Genomic DNA, 26257 nt, shown 5'->3' with positions numbered 1-26257 from the left:
CGCGCTGGCGGCGCCGCCCGCTTTTTTTAAAACGTCATCAGCGCATCGAGCGCGACGACGCCGTCACCAGTCGGATAGGCGATCACCGGATTGAGATCGAGCTCCTGCAACCCCGGGTTCGACACGATCACCGCACCGACCCGCGCAACCAGCTCCGCCACCGCTGCAAGATCGACCGCCGGTGCGCCCCGATAGCCGTCGAACAGTGCCGCCATACGCAGCTTGCGCAATTCGGCGATGATCGCGGCAACGGGCAGTTCGGGCGGAAGCAAACGGACGTCGCGCGTCAGTTCGGCCGCGACCCCGCCAAATCCGACCAGCACCACCGGCCCCCATTCGGGATCGCGCCGCGCGCCGACGATCAGCTCGATCCCCTTCGCGCCCATTTTCTCGACCAGCACGCCGTCGAGCGCGAGATCCGGTCGCGCCGCAGCGACATTGGTTGTCAGCTTCGCCCAGCCCGCCGCGAGCGCCGCCTCGTCGGCCAGACCGATCACGACCCCGCCGGCATCGGTCTTGTGGGGCAGCGCCGCCGCCTGTGCTTTCAGGGCGACAGGATACCCGATCCACGCAGCAATGACCTTTGCCTCATCCAGTGTCCGGGCGAGCGCGGCCTCGGGAAAGGGCAAACCGAGCGGCGCCAATAGCTGCTTCGCGCGATATTCCGGGACCATCGCGCCCGGCGCGATCACAGCGTCGAAGCGATGCGACGCGCCATTTGGCGCGTTGCCTGCCGCTCCGGCGGCCGATGCAGCGGCGGCAAGTCGCGCAATCGCGCGCAGTGCGCGTTCCGCCGTCGGCAGATAGGGGATTCCGAGCGCGCGCAGCGCATCGACGTCCGCCGCTTCGATCCCGCCGCCTTCATCGACACCGGCGACCACGATCGCCTTGTCGCGGCCAAGCGTGCGCAGCGCATCTGCGACCGCGTCGAACTTGACGTGCGACGATGCCGCCATGGTGTTGATCAGCGTGAGCAGGATCGTGTCGATCCGGTCATCCTCCGCCAGCGCGCCGAGCGTGCGCCCGTACAAGCCGGGATCGACCAGCCCTTGCGCGGTCACGTCGAGCGGGTTGGTGACGGGCACGAACGGCGGGAGCGCGGCACGCAAAGCCGGGCTGTCGGCATCGCTCAAGGGTGGCAGATGCAACCCCTCGCGCTCGCATTGATCGAGCATCAGCGCCTTGAACGCGCCCGATTCCGCCACGATTGCGGTGCCTCGCCCAGGTAGATGCGGGCAGCGCAGTGCGATCTCGACCATGTCGCCGAGTTCCTCGATCGTCTCGGCGAAGATCACCCCGGCATTTTCGGCCAGGACGCGCATCACCTGATAATCACCAGCCAGCGCGCCGGTATGCGTCGCGGCACTCTTGCGTCCGGCTTCGCTGCTGCCCGGATGGAGCAATATGATCCGTTTGCCCCGTGCAACGGCCGCGCGAGCCGCCTGCAGGAAGCGCTGGGGTTTACGAAACTGTTCGACGATCATGCCGATCACCGCCACGCCGTCGTCGGTGAGCGCATGATCGATGAAATCCTCGACCCCGCACACTGCCTCGTTGCCGGTCGAGACATAGCTGGCGAGCGGCACGTCGCGCGCGATCATGGTGGTGGCGAGCACCGCCGCCATCGCACCCGATTGCGATACGATCCCGACACGGCGCTCGCCCTTTGCCTTGGCCTCGGGCATTTCGATGAAGGTCAGCGGAATATTGTCGCGGAAATTGAACAGGCCGAGGCAGTTCGGCCCCTCGACGATCATGCCAGCCTCGTGCGCGATCCGCGCGATTTCCTGCTGGTCGGCGATGCCTTGCTGTCCGTCCTCGGCAAAACCCGCGGCGAACAGCACCGCCGCGCCGACCTTCCGCCGCGCCAGCGCCGCCATCACCTCGAGCACCGCAGCGCGCGGGATTGCCAGCACCGCCACGTCGGTCCCCTCGGGCAGATCGTCGATCGTCGCGACGCAACGGCGGTGGCCGATCGTCTCGCGCTTGGGATTGACCAGATGGATTGGTCCGGCAAAGCCAGCGCGATCGAGGTTGGCGAGTACCGACGCGCCCAGCGCTCCGGGCTTATCCGAGGCGCCGACGATCGCGATCGACCGCGGTGTCAGCAGGCGATCGAGCGGGACTCTCGTTCTTGCCTCGGCAGCGTGTGTCACACCCGTCATTCGAACCTCCGGCCTAAGTGGCGATGCCGTACACCGGTTCGGCGCGGCATCGATTGCCTGCCTAACTGTATCCCTAGCGCACATTTGGCAAGCCGCTATGTGGCGCGCCCCGCCGGTCAATCCTCTCCCGGTAGTCCGCGCCCGTTACTCTGCGCCCCGCCGCAGCTTGCGCAGCAACGCGAGCAACTGTTCCTGCTCTCCCGCGGACAAGGCGGACGCCGCCGCTGCATCCGCCTCATCCAGGCAGCGCACCATCGCTTCAAGGCGATCGCGCCCGCTGGCGGTGATGTGCAGCGCGTTGGTCCGCAAGTCGCGCCCCGGCTGCCGTTCGACCAGATCCAGTTCGGTCAGCGCATTGACCAGCTTCATCGCGCTCGATCGGTTGACCCGTAGCGCCTGCCCGAGCGCGGACTGGTCGCACCCCGGATTATCGCGGATGATCAGCAGCGCAGCGAGCTTGGCGGGCGTGATGCCGAATGGGGCCAGCGCATCGCGCGCGCGGTTCCCCATATGGAGTTCGGCCATCAGCAGTTGAAAACCCAGCAACCGCTGCAGTTCTTTTCCTTCGTTCATGGTCGCCCGCCAGCTTGCAACGAATGTATCCCTATCGTACATTATCGCAGAGAGGATGGCGTATCCGCGATCGCGCCGTCAAATGCCAGCACAACACAGCCCGATGAGGCCAGGAGAGCGATGATGACCAAGACATTCAGCCTGTTGATCGATGGCGCGCTGGTCGCGGGCGCGAGCGACTTCGAGGTCATCAACCCCGCCACCGGACAAGCTTTCGCGCATTGCCCAAAGGCCGATGTCGATCAGCTCGAACAGGCGATCGCCGCAGCCAAGCGCGCCTTCCCCGCCTGGGCGGCACGATCGATCGAGGAGCGTGCGGGCCTGGTCGACCAGCTCGCCGATACGCTGGAGGCGCGCGCCGGGGAATTCGCCAGCCTGCTCACCAGCGAACAGGGTAAGCCGCTCGATCAGGCGATGTATGAAGTGATGGGCAGCGTCTTCACACTGCGGGCCTTCGCCAAGATGCGGCTGGAGACGAGCACGCTGCGCGACGAAGGCGGCAACACCGTGATCGAGCACCGCACCCCGCTCGGCGTGGTGGCGTCGATCACGCCGTGGAATTTCCCGGTCATCCTGTTGATGAACAAGCTCGGCCCGGCGCTGGTCACCGGCAACACGATGGTGTGCAAGCCGGCCCCGACGACCCCGCTCACGACCCTGTTGTTCGGCGAGCTTTGCGCGGAGATTCTGCCGGCTGGCGTCGTCAATATGGTGTGCGACCAGAATGAGCTCGGCAGCCTGCTGACCGCGCATCCCGACATCGCCAAGGTGGCGTTCACCGGCTCGACCGCGACCGGCAAGAAGGTGATGGCATCGGCCGCGGCCGGGGTGAAGCGCGTGACGCTCGAACTCGGCGGCAACGATGCCGCGATCGTGCTCGACGATGTCGATCCGCGCCAGGTCGCGCGGAAAGTCTATGGCGGCGCGATGACCAATGGCGGACAGATCTGCGTCGCGATCAAGCGCGCTTATGTGCCCGAGGCGATGTACGACGATTTCTGCGACGAACTCGCCACCCTCGCCAACGCCGCGATCGTCGATGATGGGGCCAAGCAGGGCACGCAGATCGGCCCGGTCCAGAACAAGATGCAGTTCGACAAGGTCAGCGCACTGCTTGAGGACGCTCGCGTCAACGGCAAGATCGTGGCGGGTGGTGCGCCGCTCGATCGCCCGGGCTACTTCATCCCCCCGACGATCGTCCGCGACATTCCGGATGACGCCGCCCTGGTCCGCGAGGAACAGTTTGGCCCCGTCCTGCCGGTGCTGAAATATACCGACATTGCCGACGTCGTCGCGCGCGCCAATGATTCCGAATACGGCTTGGGCGGCACGGTATGGGGCCGCGACGTGGAACGCGCCGTCGAAGTCGCCAAGCAGATCGACAGCGGCACGGTGTGGGTGAATCAGTATCTGGCGATCGATGCGACGATCCCGTTCCGCGGCGCCAAGCAATCAGGCATCGGTGGCGAACTCGGCCAGGCTGGTCTGCACGAATATACTCAGGCGCATATCGTCAACGCCGTCGCGCTCGAGGACGCCTGATCGGATCAGCAGTCAGCGAGCGATACAGCCGCTGGCGGCCGCCTGGCCCGAGCTGCGCGTGGCCGCGCGTGGTCTCAGCCATGTAATGGTGAAGGGTGCACCCGACATGAAAGCGATAGGCACTCAAAGCATTGGGAGATTGTGATCCTGAGAACAGCTTGATCGCTGACATGGGCCCAAAGGCGGGCACTTACGGTGCGTGCTGCATTGCAAGGCGGCCGTTCCGCGCGCCGACGACTGCTTGCGTCGCACAGCAGGCTCTGCCACCACCCCCGCCGTGGCACCGACGGCATCTTCCCCGCTTTCGCCGGACTTCGGCCTCGCCCCCGCGGTCGCTGGGTTTGTGGTTGGCGGCCGCACCATCGCCGCGGCCCTGGCGGAGGCGATCGCCGATGGCCGGCTAATCGAGAACGAACCGGGGCAATTCTGCCTGCCCAGCGACGCCGGACGGGAACGCGCGCTAGCCTCCGACACGCCGACTATCAGCACCCCGGGCAGCTTCGACGCGCCGTGCCACTTGCTTCACCATTTCCTGTTTGCCGAAGTCTATCGAGCCGCCCAGGTACCGCAAGGCTGCAGCGCATGCTTCAAGATATGGATACGCCCGGCCACGATCCGCGCTCTGTTCGCGCTCAAGGAGGTGCTCGATGCGACGCCTTATTCGAGCAAGATCAAGGTCGAGGCGCTCGATCCGGGCAGCCCAAACGTCTATCTGGCTCTGGTCTATGGCGGGGATTTGTCTGCAACCCGTACCGCTTATGCTTCGCTGCGCGGAGTGGTCGATGCGGATCCGCGGCTTGGTCCGGATGTGCCGATGGAAATCAGGCGCGGCTGCCATGCCTATGAACGCGCATGTGGCCCGTCCGACCAGTATCGTTTTCCGCCCGGGCTGGCGGAGGTGGAAGCCGCGCTGGCCGAACGATTCGTCGACGCCCGCCCCGCTCCCCGCCCCAAACCCCAGCGCGATGCCGCCGCGCGCTTGCGAATGCTGCAAATCGCCTTCCAACTGGGCGATGAAAGCTATGCGGATTTTACCGGCGGTGAGGCGATAGCGTCGCCGGTGGTGCGATATTCGCCGACCACAGATGAAGAGACGTGAAGGGGTGACCACTGTGCTGACGCTAGACGACCGGATTCAGGCGACCGGCACCAATTTGTCGGCAACCGTCGACGGCGAGACCGTCGTGCTCGACATCGCCCGCGGTGTCTATTTGAACCTGAACGCCACCGGCTCGACGATCCTGCAGCACGCCAAACAAGAGACGACACTGCGGGCGATTTGCGCCACAATGGCGAGCACCTTCGATGCGACACCGGAACAGGTTGAACAGGATGTGCTGGTCTTCGCCAACCGCTTGATTGAGGTCGGGCTCCTACGAATCGTCGCTTGAGCTTCGCCTATCACCTGTGCGGTTACCGCATCGCGTCGGAGGTGGCGCTGCCCGATTTGTTGCCTTGGGCCGGGGCGGACTCCTTGCCCGAGATCGAAATCACACTCGGTCCGGTGCCAGACCGGCTGCCTGACCTTCATTATGACGCGCCCTTTCTGCAGTTGGGCGGTGACCGCGATGCCCGGGTCACTATCCCCGCTGTCGCTAGTTTCCGGATCGAAGAGGGATCGCGCATCACCGTCGCCCCGGCGGCAGGCGGCGAGAGCGCGGCGATTCCGCTGTTTCTGCTGCGCGCCGCAGCCCCCCTGCTGTGGCTTCAGCGCGGGCTGTTCGCGATGCGCGCGAGCGCGGTCGAGATGGACGGGCGCGTCGTTGCGTTAGCGGGGGGCTCGGGCGTCGGCAAATCCACTTTGACCGCCGCTTTGCTGCAAGCGGGGCATCGTTTGCTCAGCGACGATCTCACCGTGATCGACTCTGCGGCAGATCCCGTATTGGTGCTGCCGACCAGCCCGATGCTGCGGCTGTGGCGTGACAGTCTCGATGCGCTCGGCATCGTGCCGTGGGCGGCGGTGCGACGTGATCCGGCAATGCAGAAGTTCGAGCATCGCGCTGATACCGCGTTTATCCCGCAGCCGCGCCCGCTCTCCGCGATCTGTTACCTTGAGCCGCTCCAGCGCGCGCGACCGGTGACCGATCGCCTGCTTGGCGGTGCCGCAGTGCAAGCGGTGCGCAGTCAGGCTGCGCGTTTGAACGCGGCGCAACAGATGGGGCTTGAGACGGCATTGTTCCTGCAAGCGTCGCATATTGCGCGCGTGCCGCAGTTGATCCTGCGCCGCCCAACGGCTTTCGGCGAGTTGCGCGACTTTACCCAAACCCTGCCGACGATCCTGCGTGAGGCTGGTGTGTGGAGCACGCCATGAGCAGCGGGCGCCCTGGCATCATCTGGCTCGCTTCCTATTTGAAGTCGGGCAACACCTGGATGCGCCTGGCGCTCGCCAGCCTGCGTGCGGGTGGGCAAGCGGTCGACATCAACCGGTTCGGCGGCGACGAGGACACGATCTCCGCCTCGCGCCGCCATTTCGACACCCTGCTCGACATCGACAGTGCCGATCTGACCGCAAGCGAAATTGTCGAGTGCCGAGCCGAGGTCTATCGGCGCGTCGCCGCCACGCTCCGCGAATCCGCATTGTGGAAGACGCATGAAGCCTGCGGTGCGAGCCCGCTCGGCACCCCGCTCTTCCCTGCCGACGCCACCGCTGGCGTGGTCTACCTGGCGCGCGATCCGCGTGACGTCGCGGTATCGCTCGCCAACCATGCCGGGCGGACGATCGATGCGGCGATCGCTGCGATGGCCGAGCCAGGGTATACCGTCAGCGCCGCCACTACCGGGCTTCCGCTGCAATTGCCACAGCGCATCGGCGCGTGGAGCGAGAATGTCGAAAGCTGGCTCGATCACGCGCCCTGCCCGCCCATCGTGGTCCGCTATGAAGACATGCGCCACGATACCGCCGCGGTGCTGCAACGCGTTGCCGACGGGATCGGCATCCCCTCTGACACAGATGCAATCGCCGCGGCGGTCGCGGCGACGGCGTTCGACACGCTCCGCGCACAGGAAGATCAGGCCGGATTTGCCGAGCGCCCGCAAGCCGCCCCGCGCTTCTTTCTCAGCGGCACTGCAGGGGCTTGGCGCGACCGGCTATCGCCAGCGCAAAGCGCGCGGATTGAACGCGATCATGGGACGGCCATGGCGCGACTCGGCTATTGCTAGCTCCGGTGCCCTGCTCTTTCCGCTGCGGCGCGCTCACGCCTCCAGACCCGCGCAGCCATCCTCGACCCAGGTAACGAACTGACCGACCTGCAACCCCGCCGCCACGCGTCGCAGCGGGGTGATGGCCTCGGCGCCAAGCAGGCGCACATCGGCCGGGATCGCGGCGATCGTCGTGCCAATCCATGCGGTGTCCAGAATCTCGGCGGCAAGCGGCGAACGCGCGACATCCACCAGCGTGGCGCGTAACCATTCGCGCTGACCGCCAATGCGTGCCGCCAGCTCCGGACATTGCCGTCCGATCCGTTGCTCCTGCACCACCTGCAGTGGCAAGCGATCCGCCAGCACACGCCGCGCCAGCGCGCGTGGCACACCGTCGCGCAGATACTGCTCGCGCGGGATCGCAAAGCAGAACTCCAGCAACGGCAAATATCCCAAGGGGTCGCGCGTTTCCAACCCATGCAGCGCGCGGGCCGCATGATTGGCGATCCTTCGGCTTTCGACGGTGCGTTCGAAAAAACCCTGCCAATCGGCCGCAAACCGCCCGTCCGCCTGCGCGGTTCGATCGGGCTCCGGCCGCCGATATCGTTCGGCGACTGCGGGGCCCAAGGCCTGGGTTGCGGCGCCGCGCCCGCTCCGCACCCGCGCGGCTGCACGCCGCAGCACTGCCAGCGTCGTGGCATCGCCTGGGCCATTCCCCAAACTCCAGGCATGACGCAGCAGCCCGAACCAACGGCCGCGCGCCGCCAGATCGGCGAGATAGGAAAGCCGTTGTGCCGAAAGCGTCAGGTTACCGGCACTGCCGACCAGTACCGCGCTCGCGCCCAGATCGCGCAACCGCTGCCGCGCGGGGTCAAACCAACTGCTGTCGAAGGGGTTGGCGCCCGGCGTGCCAGTAAGAACGAATTGCCGGCGCGGATCAGCCATCTCCGCGGTCATTGGCGCGGCCGGCACCCGCAGCGTGGTGAGATTGGGGTAGAGCGTCGCCACCGCCTGAACGCGCGCCCATTCGTCGTAAAAGACGTGGGGTGGTTGGGCCGGCAGGATCGCCTGGTCCTCGGACACCGCCGTAACGCTGATCATCGGCCGGTGCGGCTGCGCGCGCGCTGCCGTAGCCACGATCGCAGTCGAATCGAGTCCGCCCGACAGTTCCGCCATCAGCGGGCCGATCACCCGACTCTGCGCGGCTACAGCGCGATCGAGCAATTCACGCGCCGCCTCGACATAATCGCTATCCCGGCGATAGCGGATCCGCCGCGACCAGTCGGGTTGCCAGTAGCGGTCGATGCGGAGCCCGTTCTCCGACCAGCGCACCCTCCCCGCGGGGGGCACTTGCGCAATGTGCTGGAAGGGCGAGCGCCCGTTTCCCGGCCAACTCCACTGCGCCGCCCGAGCCAGCTGCGCGGGGTCGAGCGCGCGCGGTACATCCGGCATGACCAACAGTTTTGCGAGATTTGTGGAGAAGATCAGCCGCTTCTCGGTCGCATGGTAGAAGATCGGTCGACCGCCGGTGGTCTGGTCGCACGCGAGTGTCAGCGTGCGTGTCTTCTCGTCCCACACGGCCGCCGCGAAATCCCCGAGCAGATGCGCCGGCGTGTCTTCGCCCCAATGTTCCCAGGCCCGCGCGACGAGGATGCTGTCCGGCATATCGGCGATCCGTCCAATCGCCAGCGTGCGCGCCAGATCCTCCCGATTGTCGAGCCGGCCGTCGAAACCGAGCCAATACCGCCCCTGCCCGAACCGCGCGGGCAGGACTTCGCCGATCGCCTCTGGCGTGGTCGGGATGCAGATCTGTTGGAAAAGGGCATGGTCGCTGTGCAACGTCGTGGGCGAATGTGCATCACATCCCGGCGCCGCCCCAGCCAGCGGCATTATCCCATAATGAAGGGCGCCGTCACCGACAACGCCCCTTAAATACGGCATGCCTGTGCGATCAGGAAGAGTTGGAGAAAATCGACCCTTCGCAGCCCGGGCCGATCTGATTATTGGCGGTGGCCGAGATCGGCACAACTTCCAGCGAGGGTGCCAGCCATGCCGGCCGTGGGGCCGGATCGGAAGCCTGCAGAGTCGGTGTGGGCGCTTGCTGTTCCATAGTACGTCCCCAACAAAATCTTGGCGATCAACCTTGCATCGTTTTACCCTGACTCGCAAGCCATCTGAAAGGAAGCTCTCCTTTAATAGCCATTCAGTTTTCCGAAATAGCGCTGCCGACAGCGCCTTCTCAAATTTGCCGTGCCGGAGACACCTCCATAGGTGCAGCGCCTTTTTGCCATTCAACAAAGGCGCTTTGAAAGTGAAGGCTATCGCGCGCGCTATATTCTCCCCTAAGGCCGATGGATATTCCGGGGACGCGCCAGATGCCGAAGTATTGCCTGTGTGGCCTCCGCATTGCATCGGACTTCCCGTTGGGCGGCGCGTCGCTTGTTGAGGATGAAGCGGGTGCGGATGCGGCAGGGTCGCACGCCGACATCCGGATTGTTGCCGGCAGCGTGCCCGATCGGCTGGAGGGCGCGCGTGGCACCCGCTTCCAGGTCGCGCCCGACGGCGCGGTGCGCGTTAACATTCGCGATGTCGGCGCCTTCCTGGTCGAGGGCGGCCGCCACGTCACGGTCGCGGCGGCGCCCGGCGTGTCCGAACCGAAGCTTGCCTTGTTCCTGCTCGGTACGGTCTTCGGCTTTCTGTGTCATCAGCGCGGCCTGTTCCCGCTCCACGCTAGCACGATCGAAATCGGTGGCCGCGCCTTCTCCTTCGCCGGAGACTCGGGCGCTGGCAAATCGACCACGGCAGCCGCGCTGATCGAGCTGGGGCACACGTTGCTGTCGGACGACATTTCAGTCATCGACTTGAGCGGCGCACAGCCGATGATCCTGCCGGCCAACCCGACGTAGAAATTATGGCGCGACAGCCTCGACGCGCTGAATCTTCGCGCCGGGCCGCAAATCCGCTCGACGCTCGGCCGCGACAAGTTCGAACGGCCCGTTGCGCAGACGACCCGGCCCGACGCCCGTCCGCTCGCCGCGATCTGCCATCTGGAAATCGCACGCCACCCCACCGACGCGCTGCTCGCCCCGATCAAGGGCATACAGGCGCTGCAGCATGTCCGTCGCCAGATCTACCGTTTCGAAGCCGCGCAGGAAATGGGCGCGGAACCCCGGTTGTTCCTGCAGACGGCGCAGGTCGTTTCCGCCGTCCCACAAGTTGCGCTTTACCGGCCAAACGACCTGTCACAGCTTCGCGTCTTTGCGCGTAATCTATCGGACGCGCTGTCGCGCCATCCATGACAGATCGCGATAGCAGCGCCCAACGCTTAGCTGACGGCTCGTTTGGTGCACCCGACTGGATTCGAACCAGTGGCCTCTGCCTTCGGAGGGATACAGCCTTATCTGGCTTACCAGCAAAGAAAAGCCAGTATTTTCAATATCTTAGAGAATATGATCCGAATATCGGATAATTGGCTATGGACATGCGATGTCCATAGCTGAACGCTAACTCATAGTGCCTTCGCAAGGCAGGATGTCAAACCAGCTTGACGGTTAGTTTAAGTGAGCATGGCTCTAGCGATACTCGGTGAAATCGCTGCGAGCCTGTTCTCCACCTTGCGATGGCGCGTCGATTGAAGCGCTGCTGGCAGCGCGGGCGGATTGCCGCTTGATGGGCACATTTCGCTTCCACCTGATCGGAAACGCCCAGCCCGACGAGCTTGAGGTCGAAGCATCGTCAATCAGAGCCCTTAACGCGCTGTTGTCGGGTCAGCGTTTTGTCGAGGGACGCATGACACAGCGGGACGGTGATGACGTGCTGGCAGGCGTCGCAATCGGCACATCACGCGTCCAGTGCGTCGTCGAGATATAAACTACAGGGTCACCGTCATGTTCGGGAAGTACGTGGAGATCGGCGTATCAACGATGTGATCAAAGTGTGAGCCAGCGGCAAGCTTCATTGCGATCTCTCGTCGCCGAGCCATAATAGCTGTGTCGATCGTCCCAAAGCGTTGACCGATGGGTTCACGAGAGGCATAGGCATGGCACGCATCCGTAGCTCAGCTGGATAGAGTACCGCCCTCCGAAGGCGGGGGTCGCAGGTTCGAATCCTGCCGGATGCGCCATCCATGCGGCATTGCGTATCAAACGCAGCAACGCGCCGCGTCGCGCGCGGGCTCTAGATAGTTAATTTGTCGAGCTATGCGTATGCTACTCGCCGTAGCGGGTCCCGTCGCGCTTGCGCTCAAGATGTAGGTACATAGCTTCGTCATACATCGAAGCCCAATAGGGCGTCTCACCCATCTCAAAGGTGCTGATTTGGATGAGCGCGGGGTCCGCCCATGGATCAAACATGTAGACGCGAGATAGGCCCTTGTCCTTCTTGTAGTGCGTGATCTCCAGCTTGTAGCCCCGGTTCCGCAGCATTCGTCCAAGAAGCCCTCTCGTGCAGGGCTCAAGCAAGTCGCGGGCGTTCTGTGGATACTCCCTCGTTCCGAGAATAGATTCCTACCGGGCGGAGGTTGCCAATCAGGTGCGTCGGGCGCTGGAGGCTGACCACTTCGATTCCCAGCCGCTGGCCGCTCTCGGTTGCTACTGCTGGGAAGCGGGTTGGCTGATTTACCCGCTAAGCGCGTCATGCGAGCCGCGCGGCCGACCTCAACTTGAAGAGATCGTATAGGCTTTAGACAGTCCTCAAGGTAGATTTCCAACATGGCCAATGCGTTAGCCCGCCTTTCCGCATTCGGGTCGGCGAGCGCTTCGGCGAAGAACCTGAACTGATCGCCAAATAGGTGTTCGTTCATTTCGTATGCATCTGCTGTCGGCATGATCAACAAATATCCCAATTTCAGATTTATGCAATCAAAAATGTAGCGCGGGCAAAATAGGAGATTCTCCGATAACCCGCAGCATTGGCACCTCACTGCACGAACGGGCGGCGCAGCTGCTGAAACAGAGCAGAATAGAGGCCGGTTTAACGCAGGCGCAGCTTGCCCTGCGGTTACAGCGGCCTCAGTCCTTCATCGCTGATGTTGAAAAGGGGCAGCGACGCGTTGATCTTGTCGAGTTCGTGAACTTCGCTCGGGCTGTCGGCTTCGACCCGCACCTGTTCCTCGACTCCTTGTTGATGGATCAAGAGGGCGGTTGAGGGTGCCTTGGAAGCCGCCGACCCCGTCCGGTGAGAGGGCTCAAGAGAAAGCCGCTTTCAAGAGAAAAGCCGGGCGACAACCGCTTCTGATGGTTAGCGATATGCTACAGCGAGCGACGCAAATGCCAACCGCACCACGACCAAATAATCGGCAATGTCCAACCAGAATTGGCGGGAGTGTACATAAAGTGTACATAAATTAGCGCCGCCAAAGAGGCGGAATCAGGGGTTTTGGCAACGGAAAACGGCGGATTTCTGCGGTTTCGCGTCCAATATCGTTAATTCGGAGGGCAGCGCTCTATCCAGCTGAGCTACGGGTGCCTGATGCTTCGCCTAGCAAAGGCGCGGGCGCTGCGCCAGCCCTTGCGTTGCCGCTATTTGGCGAGCGTGACCGGCTGGAATGCGCCCAGGCCGCAGCTGGCACCGCGTTGCAGGGCGGGTGTGGAATAAAGCACGGTGATGATGTCCACCGAGCAAAGCTGGCTAAGACTGGTCTCATAGGTGAAGCGCTCTTCGAACCCCAGGCCGGGACAGGCATTGGGCAGCGTATTGCGATACACTTTGCGGCCCTGCATGATGAAATCGATCGTGCGGTCGCCGTGCACCCGGGTCTCGCGAATCTGGCGCAGCTGGATACAGCTTTCGGGCTTGCCGACCTCGGCTGCGGGCGGAATGGCCTGGCGGTCGCGCGCCATGCCGGGGGCGGCAAATGCGGTAAAGGCGAGCGCGGCGAGCAGCATACGCATCTCATGTCTCCTGTTTGGCGCGGACCTTGGGCGCCACGGTCTTGGGCTTGAGCGCACACAGATCGGCAACGATGCAGCGCCAGCATTCGGGCGTCCGGGCCTTGCAGACATATCGGCCGTGCAGGATTAACCAGTGATGAGCGTGTTGCCGGAACGGCTGCGGCGTCGCCTTGTCGAGCTTCAACTCCACCGCAAGCGGCGTCTTGCCGCGCGCGAGACCAGTGCGGTTGCCGACGCGGAAGATGTGCGTGTCGACCGCGAAGGTCTCCGCGCCGAACGCGACGTTGAGCACGACATTGGCGGTCTTGCGCCCAACGCCGGGCAGCGCCTCCAGCGCGGCGCGGTCGGCGGGCACCTCGCCGCCATGATCGGCGATCAGCTTCTCGGACAGCGCAATGACGTTCTTGGCCTTGGTGTTGAACAAGCCGATCGTCTTGATGTGCTCCTTCAGCCCTGCTTCGCCCAGCGCGACCATTTGCTCGGGCGTCGTCACCTCCTGAAACAGGCGCCGCGTGGCCTTGTTGACGCCGGTATCGGTCGATTGCGCCGACAGCGCTACCGCGACGACGAGCTGATACGGATTGCCGTACGCGAGCTCGGTTTCCGGATGCGGGTTCTCCGCCGCCAGCCGCGTGTAGAACTCGATGACGTCGGCCTTCTTCAATAGCAGTCCCACGAATAGGCGACGCGCGACAAATCGCCGCGGGCGAGATCCTCGCTGCGGATCAGGAACAGGCACTCCCCCGCGTCGCCCCACATCAGATAGGTGTCCGAGGTCAGCCGCAGCAGGACATGATCGAAGTCGGCAAAGGCGGGCCTGAAGCGCACGTCGTCCTGCGTAAACACGGGATAGCCGCCGCTATGATGCCGCGGCGGACGCGCCTTGGCTTCGCTTCTGAGGAAGCCCTCGAGCGCGGTGGCGTCGTAGCGTTCGTACAAGCCCATCACCCGCTGCTCCGCCGCCATCACGGTCCGGTCGATCCGGTCGGTTATCAACGTCGGGCGCAGGCCGATGCCGGTCGCGCGTACCGCGAGATTCTCAAATGGCGAGCAATCCGAGCATTCCAGACCGGCGACCAGCGCGAGCGGCGGCGGCGAGACGAGCGCGCCTGCTGCTGCGATATCGCAGCGGCGGACCAGCATGGCCGCGCCCGCCGGATCATCGAAATCGGCACCGTACAGATCGTTACGCGCCACGAAGAACTGGATGATCCCGGTGTCGGGATAGCCGCCTAGCTCGCGACAGTCGGTGCAATCGAGTTGTGCGATGAATTCGAGCGGAACGCCGCGGCGGTCGCGCGGCCAGTCCTCCCCGGCGGCCAGCCATGCCGGGCCGCCAAGGCGCGATCCGGTGGCCGCGATCGGCAGGCTCGCATCCGGGGTAAGGGCGATGGCTGGACACGTCTGCTGCAGGAACCAGGTCTTGAACGTCTCAAGCTCAGCCTCGGGAAGCGGTGGCTTGGTCGTTCGCCGAGGGGCGGCGGCGGAAGGCCGTTCCCCGCCGAACAGGCGTTGGAGGAAGCCGATCACAGCCCCAGCACCTCCTCCATCCCGTAGCGCCCGGCGGGTTTGCCGATCAGCCACAGCGCGGCCGTGATTGCGCCGCGGGCGAAGATCGCGCGGTTTTCGGCGCGGTGGCCGATTTCGATCCGCTCGCCTTCGCCGGCGAACACGACAAGATGATCGCCCGCGACCGATCCGCCGCGCAGGCTGGCAAAGCCGATCGTCCCCTCCGAGCGTGCACCGGTCAGCCCGGCGCGATCGGCGACTTTCGCCTCGGCGAGCGGGATGCCGCGCCCCGCCGCCGCCGCCTCGCCGAGCAGCAGCGCGGTGCCCGAGGGCGCATCGACCTTGTGCCGGTGGTGCATTTCGAGGATTTCGATATCCCAGTCCGGCCCGAGCCGCGCGGCCGCATCGCGCACCAGCTTCGCCAGCAAGGTGACGCCGAGCGAGACATTGCCGGTCTGCAGCACCGCAATCTCGGCCGCGGCGGCATCGATCAGCGCGTGATGCGTTGCCGACAGGCCGGTGGTGCCGATCAGGATCGGGGTGCGCGTGGCACGCGCCGCGGCGAGCGTGCGCTCCAGTGCGGCGGGGGTCGAGAAATCGATCAGCACGTCGGCGCTTTCCGCCAGCGCGACCGGATCGCCCCCGGCATCGATCCCCCCGGCGAGCGTCGCGCCGAGATCGATCACCACCCCGGCGAGCGCCTGCCCCATCCGCCCCGCACTGCCGATAATGCCGATCGCGGCCATCTTCGCTCTCCTGATTCCTAAGCGGCGGCTCTACCGGGTCGGCGCCGCGGATGCCAAGCACGGGATGCACAATCGACCGCAAGCGCGGGCGAAAGTGCCGAAAGTGCCACCCGCAACGCGGTTTTTTGGACGATCCGGGGCGGATCGATCCGGAGGCGGCACCATGGCGGATGCGATAGCGGGTCCGCCCAGTGTGACAGATCACCGGCGTGTAGGACAGCAGCGGCGGTCCGCGTGGTCGCGCGCCCATAGCCGATCGCCAAACCGGCCGCTATTCTGTTCGCCATGACCGCCCCCCGCAACATCGTCATCCTCACCGGCGCGGGAATCTCCGCGGAATCCGGCATCGCGACGTTTCGGGGGCCCGGCGGCCTTTGGGAGGGGCACCGGGTCGAGGATGTCTGCACGCCCGAGGCGCTGGCGGCCGATCCGGTACTGGTGCATCGGTTCTACGATGCGCGGCGGGCGGCGCTGTCCGCGGTCGAGCCCAATGCGGCGCACCGGGCGCTGGCGCGGCTGGATGCTGAATGGCCCGGCGAGCTTCTCATCGTGACGCAGAATGTCGACGATCTGCACGAGCGCGCGGGCGCGAAACGGTTGCTGCACATGCACGGCGAGCTGCGATCGGCATTGTGCGCGCGGTGCGGGGCGCGCGAGGCGTGGGAGGAGCCGCTGCCGCCGGGGAGTATGTGCGCCACCTGCGGAAAGGCAGCGCTACGGCCCGACATCGTGTTCTTCGGCGAGATGCCGTATCACATGGACGTAATCGAACGCGCGCTCTCCGAGGCCGATCTGTTCGTGTCGATCGGCACGTCGGGCGCGGTCTATCCCGCCGCCGGGTTCGTGCAGGGCGCGCGCTATGCCGGTGCCGAGACGCTGGAGCTCAACCTCGAACGCTCCGCCGGGAGCGGTTATTTCCACGAGACCCGGCTGGGCGCGGCGGGGGTGCTGGTGCCGGCCTGGGTCGAGGAACTGCTCGCCGCCTGAGTATACGCGAACGGCCCGAAGCGGACGTTGTGGAAACTTGATCGCGATCAACCGTTGTTGCGCCGGTCCCGATTTGGGCTGCCCGTAAAAAACTATCGTCGAGAGGTCATCATGAAGAACCTGCTTGCCGCCGCTCTGCTTGCCGGCGCGGCCACGTTAGGCGCCACCGTCGCCTCCACCCCCGCCGAAGCACGCGATGGCTGCGGTCGCGGCGCGCACCGCGGGCCAGCGGGATATTGCCGCCCGAATATCGGCAACCGTGTCTACGTCGCGCCGGGGCGGCTGGTCGTCGGGCGCTTCTACGAGCGACGCGGCTATTGGGATGGCCGCCGCTATTGGCAGCACCGCTATCGCTATCGCAACGGCTGGCGCTATCGCTGATCACCGAGAGGGCGGGTTCGGAGCGGACCCGCCCTCTTTACGTCGGGGATCAATCGACCCAGTCCAGCCCCATGTCGCGGTAAACATCGCGTTCGTCGTCCCAGCCGGGGCGCACCTTTACGTGCAGATAGAGATGCACCGGGCGGCCCATGATGCCGCTCAATTCGGCCCGCGCGCGCGCGCCGATTTCCTTGATCCGCGCGCCGCCCTTCCCCAACACGATCGCGCGTTGCGTCGGACGTTCGACCAGGATCTGCTGGTGGATTTCGACCGACCCGTCCTCGCGTTCCTTATATTGCTCGGTTTCGATTGCGGAGGCGTAGGGCAGTTCGGCGTGGAGCTGGAGATAGAGCTGCTCGCGCGTCACCTCCGAAGCAAGGCTGCGCTCGGTCGCATCCGACACCTGATCCTCCGGGAAGTGCCACGGGCTTTCGGGCATCCGCGCGGCGAGATGCGCCTTCAGTTCCGGCAGGCCGTCACCGGTCGATGCGCTGACGAAGAACACTTCGTCGAACGGGACGAGGCCCGTCAGGCGCTCGGCATGGAGCAGGAGCTTGCCCTTGTCGGCGAGATCGACCTTGTTGAGGATGAGGTATTTCGGTTCGCGCCGGTCCTTGATCGCTTCGGCGATGTCGGTGACCTTGGCACCAAGCCCGCCCTTGGCGTCGACCACCAGCGCCAGAACATCGGCCCCCTCGGTGCCGCCCCACGCCGCCTGCACCATCGCCCGGTCGAGCCGGCGCTTGGGCTCGAAAATCCCCGGCGTATCGACCAACAGCAGCTGCGTATCGCCCTCGATCGCCACGCCCATCAGCCGCACGCGCGTGGTCTGCGCCTTGGGGCTGACGATCGCGACCTTCTGCCCGACGAGCGCGTTGACGAGCGTCGATTTGCCCGCGTTAGGCGCGCCGAGGACCGCGACGAGGCCGCAGCGTTGGGGGGTGGGTTCGGTCATATATCACTTTCGTCACCCCGGGCTTGTCCCGGGGTCCACCGTGGTACGCAACCACTGGTGTTGCTCATGCCCCGCAGTGGACCCCGGAACAAGTCCGGGGTGGCGGGAGGGGTTATTTCCGCACCTTCCCCAGCAACGCCGCCGCCGCCGCGGTCTCCGCCTCCTGCTTCGAACTGCCCTCCGCCTCAGCTTCGGCAAAGGTGCCGAGCGTGGCCTTCACCCGGAAGCGCGGGGCGTGGTGCGGGCCGGAGCGTTCGACCACTTCGTACGCCGGGGCCTTGCGATTGTGCGCGGCGGCCCATTCCTGAAGCGCGGACTTGGGGTGTTGCGGGGCGGACAGGACGCGGGATGCGCGGTCGCCCCAAGCACTGCGGATCGCGCCGCGCGCGCCGTCGAGCCCGGTTTCGAGATAGAGCGCGCCGATCAGCGCCTCCATCACGTCGCCCAGCACATTGTCCGAATCCGACGCGCCATCGTCGCGCGCTTGCTTGCCGAGGCGGAGATGTGCGGCGACGCCGAGGCCGCGCGCGACATCGGCGCAGATCGCGCCCGTCACCAGCGCGTTGAGCCGCTTCGACAATGCGCCTTCGGGTTCCTGCGGGAAAAGTTCGAACAGCCATTCCGCCATGACGAGGCCGAGCACGCGGTCGCCCAGAAATTCCAGCCGTTCGTAATTGGCCGCCGCCTGGCTGCCATGCGTCAGCGCGCGTTCGTAAGGCGCGAGGTCATGCGGCCGATGCCCCAGCGCCTGCGTCAGCCATTCGCGCAGCGGCTCGCTCAAAACCCTTCCCCGATCCGCTCCCAGCGCGCGGCGGAAAACCAAGTCCACGGCAGGAACCAGCTGGCCGAGCCATCGGTCGAGAAGAACGACACCATCGCGCGTCCCTCGATCCGATCCATCGGGACGTAACCCATGCCCTGCGGCGGATCGAACCGGCTGTCGCCGCTGTCGTCGCGATTGTCGCCCATCACGAAGACGTTGCCGGCGGGCACCTGATACACGCCGGTGTCGTCGGCATTGGGCTGTTCACCGCGATCGAGCACGGCGTAGCTCTTGCCGTTGGGCAGCGTCTCGCGGAATTGCTGGTAGCGGCAGACGGGCTTGCCATCGACGCTGTCCTCGAACTCGGTCGGGCATTCGGTGCCGCCGGGGTAATTGGGGCTCAGCGGGATGATGAAGTCGGCGATGCGTTGCTTCGGGATCGCGGTGCCATTCAGGATCACCTGCCCGTTGCGCATCTGAATCGTATCGCCGGGCAGGCCGATGACGCGCTTGATCACGTCATGATCGTTGCCCTCGGGCCCGCGAAACACCACGACATCGCCGCGCGCCGGATCGCGGCCCAGGATCCGCCCGGGGATCAGCGGCAGGCCGAACGGCAACGACCAGCGCGAATAGCCGTAATTCCATTTCGACACGAACAGATAGTCGCCGATGTAGAGCCGTGGCAGCATCGATTGCGAGGGGATGCTGAACGGCGCGACGATGAAGCTGCGCAGCACGAACACGATCAGCGCGAGCTTCGCTAGGAAAACCAGCGTCTCGCGCGTTTCCGAGCGCGGCGGTTTCGCGCGCTTGATGCGGGTGGGTTTGTCGGTGTCGGCCATCCGCGCGGTTTGGTGCTGCGGTGCGATCCCGTCAAGCTGGCGGTTGTAACCGGGCGGCGCTAGGGCAATCTAACGCACACCCCTTCCCCAAGACGTAACGAGGTTCCCATGGCTGCCGACTGGACCACGATCGAGGCGTTGCCCGCCCCCCGGCTCGAAACGCTGTTTGCCGAGGATGCGGCGCGGCTGGCGACGTTCAGCGTCGATGTGGCGGGGATTCATTTCGACTGGTCGAAGACGCATTTGACCGCCGACGCCGTCGCCGCGTTCAGCGCGCTGGCCAAGGCACAGGATCTGCACGGCAAGCGCGAGGCGCTGTTCGCGGGCGAAGTGGTTAACGCCAGCGAGGGCCGTTCCGTCACGCACGTCGCCGAACGCGGCGAGGGCAGCGAGGACGATGTCGCCAGGGCACGCGTGCTGCACGCCCGGATGCGCGCGCTGATCGACGCGATCGAGGGCGGGGCGCTGGGCGAAATCCGCCATGTGCTGCACGTCGGGATCGGCGGATCGGCGCTCGGGCCCGATCTGCTGGTCGATGCGCTGGGGCGCGAGGATAGCCGCTATGAGGTCGCGATCGTGTCGAACATCGACGGCGCGGCGCTGGAGGAAGTGTTCGCCAAATTCGATCCGACCGCCACGCTGCTGGTGATCGCGTCCAAGACCTTCACCACCAAGGAAACGCTGACCAACGCCGATTCGGTGCTGCAATGGATGGGCGAGCATGGTGTCGAGGATGCGTACGGCCGCGTCGTCGCGCTGACCGCCGACCCCGACAAGGCGGTCGAATGGGGCGTCGACGAAACCCGCGTCCTGCCCTTCGCCGAGAGCGTCGGCGGGCGTTACTCGCTCTGGTCGTCGATCGGATTCCCGGCGGCGCTCGCGCTTGGGTGGGATTGCTTCGAAGAATTGCTTGAGGGTGCGGGCGAAATGGACCGGCATTTCCGCCAGACCTCGCTGCACCAGAACGCCCCCGCGCTCGCCGCGTTCGCCGACCTGTATTATACGCAGGTCCGCCATGCCGAGACGCGCGCGACCTTTGCCTATGACGAGCGGCTGCGGTTGCTGCCGTCCTACCTCCAGCAGCTCGAAATGGAATCGAACGGCAAGGGCGTGACCGCCGACGGCCAGCCGGTCGGCCGGCCGACCGCGGCGATAACCTGGGGCGGGGTCGGCACCGATGCACAGCACGCAGTGTTTCAGTTGCTGCATCAGGGCACGCATCTGGTGCCGGTCGAATTCGTCGCGGTGATCGAACCGGGCGATACGCTGTCGGAGGAGCATCACCGGCAATTGCTGCTCAATGCGTTCGCGCAAGGGGCCGCGCTGATGAAGGGCCGTCCCAACGACGACCTCGCGCGCAGTTATTCCGGGGACCGGCCAAGCTCGACGATCCTGCTCGACGTGCTGGACGCGCGCACATTGGGCGCGCTGATCGCCTTTTACGAACAGCGCACCTTTGTGAACGGCGTGCTGCTCGGCATCAATTCGTTCGACCAGTTCGGGGTCGAACTCGGCAAGGAAATGGCCAAGGCGGCGGACAAGGGCGGGCAAGAGTTCGACGCCTCGACGGCTGACCTCATCAAGCGCGCATTCGGGGACGCAGCATGAGCGACACGTACGACTACGACCTCTTCGTCATCGGTGCCGGTTCCGGCGGAACGCGCGCGTCGCGCGTGGCGGCGGCGCATGGGGCGAAGGTGGCGGTGGCGGAGGAATATCGCGTCGGCGGGACCTGCGTCATTCGCGGTTGCGTGCCCAAGAAGCTGCTCGTCTACGGCGCGCATTTCGCCGAGGATTTGAAGGACGCGCGGCGCTTCGGCTGGGACGTGCCCGAAAACCTCAATTTCGACTGGAAGCGGCTGCGCGACAACGTGATGGAGGAGGTCGACCGGATCAACGGCGCCTACACCGCCACGCTTAACAACAATGGCGTCGAGATCATCCTCGACCGCGCAACGATCACCGGGCCGCACAGCCTGACGCTGGGCAGCGGGCGTGAAGTGACCGCGAAATACATATTGATCGCGACGGGCGCGACGCCGATCGTACCGGAATGCCCGGGGCATGAACTCGGCATCACCTCGAACGAAGTGTTCCACCTCGATGCGGTGCCGAAGCGCATCCTGATCGCGGGCGCGGGCTATATCGCCAATGAATTCGCCGGCATCTTCAACGAATTCGGCACCAAGGTGACGCTGATCAACCGCAGCGACGTGATCCTGCGCGGCTATGACGAATTGATCCGCGACCGGCTGTTGCAGATTTCGATGATGAAGGGGCTCGATTTCCGCTTCAACGCGACCTTCCAGGGGATCGAAAAGCAGCCCGACGGGTGCCTGCGCGTATCGATGACCAATCACGAGCCGATCGACGTCGATTGTGTGCTGTTCGCGACCGGGCGCGCGCCCAACACCGCTGGCCTTGGGCTGGAGAATGCCGGGGTGGAACTGGACGACGCGGGCGCGGTGGTGGTCGATGCCGACAACAAATCGACCTGCGACAGCATCTATGCCGTCGGCGACGTGACCAACCGTGTGCAGCTGACACCGGTCGCGATCCGCGAGGGGCAGGCCTTTGCCGACACGATGTTCGGCGGCAAGCCGACCCGGGTGGATTACGAGAATATCCCGAGCGCGGTGTTCAGCCATCCCCCGATGGCGGGCGTCGGCCTGACCGAGGCGCAGGCCAAGAACAAGTTCGGATCGGTCAAGGTCTACACCTCCGACTTCCGCCCGATGAAGAACGTGCTCGCCAACCGCAACGAGCGCGCCTTGTACAAGATGGTGTGCCATGCGGAGTCTGGCGTCGTGCTGGGGCTGCACATGATCGGCCCGGACGCGCCGGAGATTTTGCAGGCGGCGGCGGTGGCGGTGAAGGCGGGGCTGACCAAGGATGCGTTCGACCAGACGGTCGCACTGCATCCGTCAATGGCAGAGGAATTGGTTTTGTTGCGGTAGGGGGGGCGGGTGCCCCTTGCGGGCACTTCGACATGCGACCATCGTGCCTCGATGGATCGCAGAAGCCTGTTCGCCTTATTAGCCGCTTTGCCAACCTTAGCCGCCACCTCTGCGGCGGCGCGCTCGTTCGCTCTCAAGTCGCCCCGCTCTTCGGGTCTGGAAAATCAGCAAATCCAGCGGCTGTTTGAAGCGTGGTGGCGGCGTGACGAACTAGGATTTCGCGAGTTATTCACCAAGCGCCTGATGGCTGACGGCTCCCCAATGGAGGGCGACCTTGCGGATGAGCTGACCAGGCTCGATCCGCTGCCTCCGACGACATTCGACATATTCGGCAAGATGTTTTTAAACGAACAAAAAAACAAAAGGCTCGTTCTACTAGTTAATACTGATGGGGGCATTTTTGCCGCTTGCGCCGAAGAGATTTACCCTGGCAATGCAAACTCAGACTCTGAGGTGCCAAACCTTCATCTATTTCTTATCACAATGTCGGGCCTCAACCCTCGATTGGTTACGCATCTTACGACGGTTGCAACACCCGAACCCGGAAAGTTCGGCATTTGGTCCGGCAACTGACTAATATGTCTGATTGCGACCATGGCCGCCCGCCCCGCCCTACTCCAACGCCACCCCCGAAATCGTGATCCGGTGCATCAGCCGCCGGTGCCCCTGATAATCGTTCGCCGCGAAATGCCAGGTCGCGCGGTTATCCCACACCGCGACCGAACCCGGCTGCCATTGCAGGCGGCACTGGAATTCGTCGCGCATCCCGACTGAATACAGATATTGCAGTAGCGGCTGGCTTTCCTCGCGCGTCCAGCCTTCGAAATGGAGCGTGAAGGCGGGGTTGACGTAGAGCAGCCGTCGCCCCGTCACCGGGTGGCGGATCACCGCCGGGTGGACGGCGGTGGCGCTGATGTCGTGGCCCTTCAGATCGGCGGCCTGGTCGGTCTTGGCGTAGATGCCGTCGCGGCCGTAGATGTGATCGGCGCTGTGCACCGCGCGGAGCGTGCCGAGCGTCGCCTTGAGCCCGTCCGACAGCGCGTCATAGGCCGCGCCCATGCTGGCGAACAGCGTATCGCCGCCAACCGGGGGCAATTCGCGCGCGACGAGGATCGATCCCATCGCGGGTACCGGATCATAGCTGTGATCGGTATGCCAGCCGCCGCCGATATTGACGAACTGCGTCTCGGCTTTGCGGACCTCGGCGATTTCGGGATGGCCGCCGTTTGCGGGGAAGTAGTTGTTGACGTCGATCTCGCCCCAGCGGCGCGCGAAGGCGATGTGATCTTCCGGGCTTAGCTGCTGATCGCGCAGCAGGACGACACCGGTTTCGGCGAGCGCCGTGCGGATTGCCGCCATCTCCGCATCGCCGATCGACCGCACATCGACCCCGGTGACTTCCGACCCGCAATGCGCGGCCAGCGGCTTGATTTGCATTTCGCCCATGCTGCCTCTCCTTATTTTATGGAGCGCAGCATGGGCGAAGGCAGGCGGATTTACCAGATGTGGACGCGCTGTTCGGGCGGCAGGTACAGCTTGTCGCCTGGCTTCACGTTGAACGCGGCGTACCAGGCATCCACGTTCCGCACGATTCCGTTGACGCGGTAGTAAGGCGGCGAGTGCGGGTCGGTCAGCAACCGCGCGCGCGCCGCGCCTTCGCGGACCTTGGCCTGCCACGCCTGGGCAAAGGACAGGAAGAAGCGCTGGTCGCCGGTCAGCCCGCCGATGACAGGCGCCTTGCCGTGCTTCGCCTGATAGCGCTGGTACGCGGCATAGGCCATTTCGAGCCCGCCGAGATCGCCGATATTCTCGCCCATCGTCAGCTTGCCGTTGATCTTGGTGCCGGGGATCGGCTCATACGCGTCATATTGCGTGCCGAGCGCCGCGGTGCGCGCGGCGAACGCTTTCTTGGATTCGGGCGTCCACCAATTGGCGATCTTGCCAGAGCCGTCGAACAGGCTGCCCTGATCGTCGAAGCCGTGGCCGATCTCATGCCCGATGATCGCGCCGATCGCGCCGTAATTGACCGCCGGATCCGCCTTCGCATCAAAATAGGGCGGCTGCAGGATCGCGGCCGGGAAGGTGATCTGGTTCATCAACGGGTTGTAATAGGCATTCACCGTCTGCGGGGTCATGTCCCACAGCGAGCGGTCGACCGGCTTGGTCAGCCGCTGCAGATCGAGTTCGTGGCGGAATTCGCCGGCACGGATGGCGTTGCCGATCAGATCATTGCGGTCGATCTTCAGCGGCGCATAATCGATATACTTCACCGGATGCGCGATGCGCGGTTCGAACGCGTTGAGCTTGGCGATCGCGGCCGCCTTGGTCTTTTCGTCCATCCAGCCATTGCTCTTCAGCCGCTCGGCCAGCGCGCCGCGCAGATCGGCGATCAGCTCACCCATCTTGGCTTCGCTTTCGGCCGGGAAGTGCCGCTCGACATAAATCTTGCCGACCGCCTCGCCCAGCGCGCCGTTCACCATCGCCACGCCGCGCTTCCACCGCGCGCGCTGCGCCGGCTGATCGCTCAGCGTCTTGCCGTAGAACGCGAAGCTCGCATCGTCGAAGCGCTTGGGCAGGAATTGCGCGTGATCGCTGACGAAGCGGAACGCCATCCAGTCCTTCCACGTCTGCAGCGGCACGCTGTCGAGCATCTTGCCGTTCGCGGTCAGCGCGGTGCTGGTCGCCATGATGACGGTCGGGATGCTGTCGAGACCCGCGGTCTTGAGCATCAAGTCCCAGTCGAATTCGGGCGCCAGCTTCTTCATGCCGGCGCGGTCCATCGGCTTGAACATTTCCATCAGGTTGCGCTGACGCTCGGGGCTCCACTGCTCCTTCGCCATCGCGGTTTCGAGCGCGATGATCGCATCGGCCTTGGCGGTCGCATCGGGGATGCCGGCCAGCGTCTGGATCTGGATCACATAGTCGCGGTACGCCTTGCGGAAAGCGTCATACTTCGCCCCTTCGAGCAGATAATAATCGCGCCCGCCCATGCCGAGCCCGCCTTGCGAGGCGGCGGCAACATAGCGCGTCGGGTTGGTCGGATCGGGCAGCTGGCCGAGTTCGACCGGCGAGGCGTACCCGACGCTGGCGAACAGCGTCTGCAGCGCGGCCTTGTCGTTCACGGCGGCGATCTTGGCGAGATAGGGCTGCAGCGGCGCGGTGCCACGCGCCTCGATCGCGGCTTCGTCCATCCAGCTGGCATACATGTCGCCGATCTGCTGGCCCGATACGCCATAGGCCTTGGGATTGGCGGCAAGATCGGCGACGATCGCGCGGACCTGCTGCTCGGCCTCGTCGGTCAGGATCACGCCGTAACCCGCCGAGGTGCGATCGGGCGCGATCTGCGTGCGCTTGTCCCAATTGCCGTTCGCATAGGTCCAGAAATCGTCGCCCGGCTTCAGCGTGCGCTGCTGCGCGGTCAGATCGATGCCGAACGTGCCGTAGCGCGGGCCGGCCTTGGTCGTGGTCTTGGCGACAGTTGGAGCGAGCCCCGGAACCGTCAGCGCGGCAATCGCGGCGGCGGCGGACAAACGTAAGAACGTGGCACGGCGCATTGAAAACATCCCCTCTTGAACGTGTATTGCCCTGATATAGCGGTGGCCGAAAAACGGCGCAACGGCGAAGCGTCGGCGGCCCGTTGAAGGCCAGATTCCTCGTGCGGTTGGGTGCGTTGTAACGCCGCTGCTCTCGCCTGCGGATTCGTCGAGATTTCGTATATTTAGGTGCGGTCGGCTGCGACGCAGCAAGTATCGACCGAGGCACGCTCTGCCGAAAAGAGTCGCGTCGAAATGCCGCTTCGCACCCG

Annotated in this window: 27 protein-coding genes and 1 tRNA gene; 14 read left to right on the top strand and 14 right to left on the bottom strand. The window is 64.9% G+C overall.

The window, feature by feature from the left end:
* Nucleotides 1-26 precede the first annotated feature (26 nt).
* Both AB5I39_RS10545 and AB5I39_RS10540 read right to left on the bottom strand, forming a co-directional pair.
* The gene (locus AB5I39_RS10545) at nucleotides 27-2165 is read right to left on the bottom strand and encodes an acetate--CoA ligase family protein (RefSeq protein WP_404366272.1); all 2139 of its coding nucleotides are present in this window, start codon (nucleotides 2163-2165) and stop codon (nucleotides 27-29) included.
* Nucleotides 2166-2309: 144 nt separating this feature from the next.
* Nucleotides 2310-2738, bottom strand: coding sequence for a MarR family winged helix-turn-helix transcriptional regulator (locus tag AB5I39_RS10540; RefSeq protein ID WP_404366269.1), 429 nt, complete (start codon nucleotides 2736-2738; stop codon nucleotides 2310-2312).
* A gap of 123 nt (nucleotides 2739-2861) precedes the next feature.
* Between AB5I39_RS10540 and AB5I39_RS10535 the strand changes: the two genes are divergently transcribed.
* From AB5I39_RS10535 to AB5I39_RS10515, 5 genes are all read left to right on the top strand, one after another.
* Complete coding sequence (locus tag AB5I39_RS10535; RefSeq protein ID WP_404366266.1) at nucleotides 2862-4280, top strand: aldehyde dehydrogenase family protein; 1419 nt, start codon at nucleotides 2862-2864, stop codon at nucleotides 4278-4280.
* Between the two features lie 241 nt (nucleotides 4281-4521).
* Complete coding sequence (locus tag AB5I39_RS10530; RefSeq protein ID WP_404366263.1) at nucleotides 4522-5379, top strand: hypothetical protein; 858 nt, start codon at nucleotides 4522-4524, stop codon at nucleotides 5377-5379.
* Nucleotides 5366-5671 carry a PqqD family protein gene (locus AB5I39_RS10525; RefSeq protein ID WP_404366260.1) on the top strand — a complete coding sequence of 102 codons (306 nt, stop codon included), beginning with the start codon at nucleotides 5366-5368 and terminating at the stop codon, nucleotides 5669-5671. The genes AB5I39_RS10530 and AB5I39_RS10525 overlap by 14 nt, the downstream gene beginning before the upstream one ends.
* On the top strand, nucleotides 5668-6591 hold the full coding sequence (locus AB5I39_RS10520) for a hypothetical protein (protein WP_404366257.1): 924 nt from the start codon (nucleotides 5668-5670) through the stop codon (nucleotides 6589-6591). The genes AB5I39_RS10525 and AB5I39_RS10520 overlap by 4 nt, the downstream gene beginning before the upstream one ends.
* Nucleotides 6588-7439, top strand: a complete 852-nt coding sequence (locus tag AB5I39_RS10515) for a sulfotransferase domain-containing protein (protein WP_404366254.1) — start codon at nucleotides 6588-6590, stop codon at nucleotides 7437-7439. Before AB5I39_RS10520 ends, AB5I39_RS10515 begins: the two co-directional genes overlap by 4 nt.
* A gap of 33 nt (nucleotides 7440-7472) precedes the next feature.
* On the opposite strand, the gene AB5I39_RS10510 is transcribed toward AB5I39_RS10515, so the two are convergent.
* Nucleotides 7473-9257, bottom strand: coding sequence for an asparagine synthetase B family protein (locus AB5I39_RS10510; protein ID WP_404366251.1), 1785 nt, complete (start codon nucleotides 9255-9257; stop codon nucleotides 7473-7475).
* Nucleotides 9258-9793: 536 nt separating this feature from the next.
* Between AB5I39_RS10510 and AB5I39_RS10505 the strand changes: the two genes are divergently transcribed.
* Entirely contained in the window at nucleotides 9794-10324 is a 531-nt protein-coding gene (locus AB5I39_RS10505; protein ID WP_404366249.1) for a hypothetical protein, read from the top strand.
* A gap of 3 nt (nucleotides 10325-10327) precedes the next feature.
* On the opposite strand, the gene AB5I39_RS10500 is transcribed toward AB5I39_RS10505, so the two are convergent.
* Nucleotides 10328-10633, bottom strand: coding sequence for a hypothetical protein (locus AB5I39_RS10500; RefSeq protein WP_404366246.1), 306 nt, complete (start codon nucleotides 10631-10633; stop codon nucleotides 10328-10330).
* A 451-nt stretch (nucleotides 10634-11084) separates the two neighbouring features.
* Between AB5I39_RS10500 and AB5I39_RS10495 the strand changes: the two genes are divergently transcribed.
* On the top strand, nucleotides 11085-11288 hold the full coding sequence (locus AB5I39_RS10495) for a hypothetical protein (RefSeq protein ID WP_404366243.1): 204 nt from the start codon (nucleotides 11085-11087) through the stop codon (nucleotides 11286-11288).
* Nucleotides 11289-11464: 176 nt separating this feature from the next.
* A tRNA-Arg gene (locus tag AB5I39_RS10490) sits at nucleotides 11465-11541 on the top strand.
* Between the two features lie 85 nt (nucleotides 11542-11626).
* On the opposite strand, the gene AB5I39_RS10485 is transcribed toward AB5I39_RS10490, so the two are convergent.
* The gene (locus AB5I39_RS10485; RefSeq protein ID WP_404366240.1) at nucleotides 11627-11842 is read right to left on the bottom strand and encodes a hypothetical protein; all 216 of its coding nucleotides are present in this window, start codon (nucleotides 11840-11842) and stop codon (nucleotides 11627-11629) included.
* Nucleotides 11843-12254: 412 nt separating this feature from the next.
* Between AB5I39_RS10485 and AB5I39_RS10480 the strand changes: the two genes are divergently transcribed.
* Nucleotides 12255-12563, top strand: a complete 309-nt coding sequence (locus tag AB5I39_RS10480; protein WP_404374111.1) for a helix-turn-helix domain-containing protein — start codon at nucleotides 12255-12257, stop codon at nucleotides 12561-12563.
* A gap of 374 nt (nucleotides 12564-12937) precedes the next feature.
* On the opposite strand, the gene AB5I39_RS10475 is transcribed toward AB5I39_RS10480, so the two are convergent.
* From AB5I39_RS10475 to dapB, 4 genes are read right to left on the bottom strand one after another with little or no spacing between them, the layout of a single operon-like run.
* On the bottom strand, nucleotides 12938-13309 hold the full coding sequence (locus AB5I39_RS10475; protein WP_404366237.1) for a hypothetical protein: 372 nt from the start codon (nucleotides 13307-13309) through the stop codon (nucleotides 12938-12940).
* 1 nt (nucleotide 13310) lies between these two features.
* Nucleotides 13311-13973, bottom strand: a complete 663-nt coding sequence (gene nth, locus AB5I39_RS10470; RefSeq protein WP_404374109.1) for an endonuclease III — start codon at nucleotides 13971-13973, stop codon at nucleotides 13311-13313.
* Nucleotides 13970-14839 carry a YwqG family protein gene (locus tag AB5I39_RS10465; RefSeq protein WP_404366234.1) on the bottom strand — a complete coding sequence of 290 codons (870 nt, stop codon included), beginning with the start codon at nucleotides 14837-14839 and terminating at the stop codon, nucleotides 13970-13972. Before AB5I39_RS10465 ends, nth begins: the two co-directional genes overlap by 4 nt.
* The gene (dapB, locus tag AB5I39_RS10460) at nucleotides 14836-15564 is read right to left on the bottom strand and encodes a 4-hydroxy-tetrahydrodipicolinate reductase (RefSeq protein ID WP_404366231.1); all 729 of its coding nucleotides are present in this window, start codon (nucleotides 15562-15564) and stop codon (nucleotides 14836-14838) included. The genes AB5I39_RS10465 and dapB overlap by 4 nt, the downstream gene beginning before the upstream one ends.
* Before the next feature lie 285 nt (nucleotides 15565-15849).
* Between dapB and AB5I39_RS10455 the strand changes: the two genes are divergently transcribed.
* A complete protein-coding gene (locus tag AB5I39_RS10455) occupies nucleotides 15850-16551 on the top strand; it encodes an NAD-dependent deacylase (protein ID WP_404366228.1) in 702 nt (233 codons plus the stop codon).
* A 111-nt stretch (nucleotides 16552-16662) separates the two neighbouring features.
* Entirely contained in the window at nucleotides 16663-16932 is a 270-nt protein-coding gene (locus AB5I39_RS10450) for a GCG_CRPN prefix-to-repeats domain-containing protein (protein ID WP_404366226.1), read from the top strand.
* A gap of 49 nt (nucleotides 16933-16981) precedes the next feature.
* Here the strand turns inward: AB5I39_RS10450 and era are convergent, their stop codons facing one another.
* From era to lepB, 3 genes are all read right to left on the bottom strand, one after another.
* Nucleotides 16982-17887 (bottom strand): GTPase Era, encoded by a 906-nt coding sequence (gene era, locus AB5I39_RS10445; RefSeq protein WP_404366223.1) that lies wholly within the window; start codon nucleotides 17885-17887, stop codon nucleotides 16982-16984.
* A gap of 112 nt (nucleotides 17888-17999) precedes the next feature.
* Complete coding sequence (rnc, locus tag AB5I39_RS10440) at nucleotides 18000-18668, bottom strand: ribonuclease III (RefSeq protein ID WP_404366220.1); 669 nt, start codon at nucleotides 18666-18668, stop codon at nucleotides 18000-18002.
* The gene (gene lepB / locus AB5I39_RS10435; protein ID WP_404366217.1) at nucleotides 18665-19495 is read right to left on the bottom strand and encodes a signal peptidase I; all 831 of its coding nucleotides are present in this window, start codon (nucleotides 19493-19495) and stop codon (nucleotides 18665-18667) included. The genes rnc and lepB overlap by 4 nt, the downstream gene beginning before the upstream one ends.
* A gap of 108 nt (nucleotides 19496-19603) precedes the next feature.
* Here lepB and pgi point away from each other — a divergent pair, with 108 nt between their 5' ends.
* Genes pgi through AB5I39_RS10420 form a run of 3 tightly spaced genes read left to right on the top strand, consistent with a single transcriptional unit; the run spans nucleotide 19604 to nucleotide 23025 of the window.
* Nucleotides 19604-21103: a glucose-6-phosphate isomerase gene (gene pgi / locus AB5I39_RS10430; protein WP_404366214.1), complete on the top strand. Its 1500-nt coding sequence runs from the start codon at nucleotides 19604-19606 to the stop codon at nucleotides 21101-21103.
* On the top strand, nucleotides 21100-22452 hold the full coding sequence (gene gorA, locus AB5I39_RS10425; RefSeq protein ID WP_404366212.1) for a glutathione-disulfide reductase: 1353 nt from the start codon (nucleotides 21100-21102) through the stop codon (nucleotides 22450-22452). The genes pgi and gorA overlap by 4 nt, the downstream gene beginning before the upstream one ends.
* Nucleotides 22453-22503: 51 nt before the next feature.
* The gene (locus AB5I39_RS10420) at nucleotides 22504-23025 is read left to right on the top strand and encodes a hypothetical protein (protein ID WP_404366210.1); all 522 of its coding nucleotides are present in this window, start codon (nucleotides 22504-22506) and stop codon (nucleotides 23023-23025) included.
* Between the two features lie 39 nt (nucleotides 23026-23064).
* Here the strand turns inward: AB5I39_RS10420 and AB5I39_RS10415 are convergent, their stop codons facing one another.
* Nucleotides 23065-23898, bottom strand: a complete 834-nt coding sequence (locus tag AB5I39_RS10415) for a TauD/TfdA dioxygenase family protein (RefSeq protein WP_404366207.1) — start codon at nucleotides 23896-23898, stop codon at nucleotides 23065-23067.
* A gap of 50 nt (nucleotides 23899-23948) precedes the next feature.
* Nucleotides 23949-26006: a M13 family metallopeptidase gene (locus tag AB5I39_RS10410; protein WP_404366204.1), complete on the bottom strand. Its 2058-nt coding sequence runs from the start codon at nucleotides 26004-26006 to the stop codon at nucleotides 23949-23951.
* Between the last annotated feature and the right edge of the window lie 251 nt (nucleotides 26007-26257).

Source organism: Sphingomonas sp. MMS24-J45 (assembly GCF_044881195.1).
In the GTDB taxonomy this organism is placed as follows: Bacteria; Pseudomonadota; Alphaproteobacteria; order Sphingomonadales; family Sphingomonadaceae; genus Sphingomonas.
The sequence above is the reverse complement of the archived record's forward strand: the minus strand, read 5'-3'. Positions and strand labels throughout refer to the sequence as shown.

Coding starts and splice junctions, on each gene's coding strand:
- AB5I39_RS10420 (WP_404366210.1), top strand. CDS start 22,504: ATGGATCGCAGAAGCCTGTTCGCCTTATTAGCCGCTTTGCCAACCTTA.
- AB5I39_RS10505 (WP_404366249.1), top strand. CDS start 9,794: ATGCCGAAGTATTGCCTGTGTGGCCTCCGCATTGCATCGGACTTCCCG.
- era (WP_404366223.1), bottom strand. CDS start 17,887: ATGACCGAACCCACCCCCCAACGCTGCGGCCTCGTCGCGGTCCTCGGC.
- AB5I39_RS10450 (WP_404366226.1), top strand. CDS start 16,663: ATGAAGAACCTGCTTGCCGCCGCTCTGCTTGCCGGCGCGGCCACGTTA.
- AB5I39_RS10535 (WP_404366266.1), top strand. CDS start 2,862: ATGACCAAGACATTCAGCCTGTTGATCGATGGCGCGCTGGTCGCGGGC.
- AB5I39_RS10485 (WP_404366240.1), bottom strand. CDS start 11,842: ATGCTGCGGAACCGGGGCTACAAGCTGGAGATCACGCACTACAAGAAG.
- gorA (WP_404366212.1), top strand. CDS start 21,100: ATGAGCGACACGTACGACTACGACCTCTTCGTCATCGGTGCCGGTTCC.
- AB5I39_RS10540 (WP_404366269.1), bottom strand. CDS start 2,738: ATGAACGAAGGAAAAGAACTGCAGCGGTTGCTGGGTTTTCAACTGCTG.
- AB5I39_RS10410 (WP_404366204.1), bottom strand. CDS start 26,006: ATGCGCCGTGCCACGTTCTTACGTTTGTCCGCCGCCGCCGCGATTGCC.
- AB5I39_RS10455 (WP_404366228.1), top strand. CDS start 15,850: ATGACCGCCCCCCGCAACATCGTCATCCTCACCGGCGCGGGAATCTCC.
- AB5I39_RS10515 (WP_404366254.1), top strand. CDS start 6,588: ATGAGCAGCGGGCGCCCTGGCATCATCTGGCTCGCTTCCTATTTGAAG.
- AB5I39_RS10525 (WP_404366260.1), top strand. CDS start 5,366: ATGAAGAGACGTGAAGGGGTGACCACTGTGCTGACGCTAGACGACCGG.
- AB5I39_RS10475 (WP_404366237.1), bottom strand. CDS start 13,309: ATGCGTATGCTGCTCGCCGCGCTCGCCTTTACCGCATTTGCCGCCCCC.
- pgi (WP_404366214.1), top strand. CDS start 19,604: ATGGCTGCCGACTGGACCACGATCGAGGCGTTGCCCGCCCCCCGGCTC.
- AB5I39_RS10415 (WP_404366207.1), bottom strand. CDS start 23,898: ATGGGCGAAATGCAAATCAAGCCGCTGGCCGCGCATTGCGGGTCGGAA.
- AB5I39_RS10545 (WP_404366272.1), bottom strand. CDS start 2,165: ATGACGGGTGTGACACACGCTGCCGAGGCAAGAACGAGAGTCCCGCTC.
- lepB (WP_404366217.1), bottom strand. CDS start 19,495: ATGGCCGACACCGACAAACCCACCCGCATCAAGCGCGCGAAACCGCCG.
- dapB (WP_404366231.1), bottom strand. CDS start 15,564: ATGGCCGCGATCGGCATTATCGGCAGTGCGGGGCGGATGGGGCAGGCG.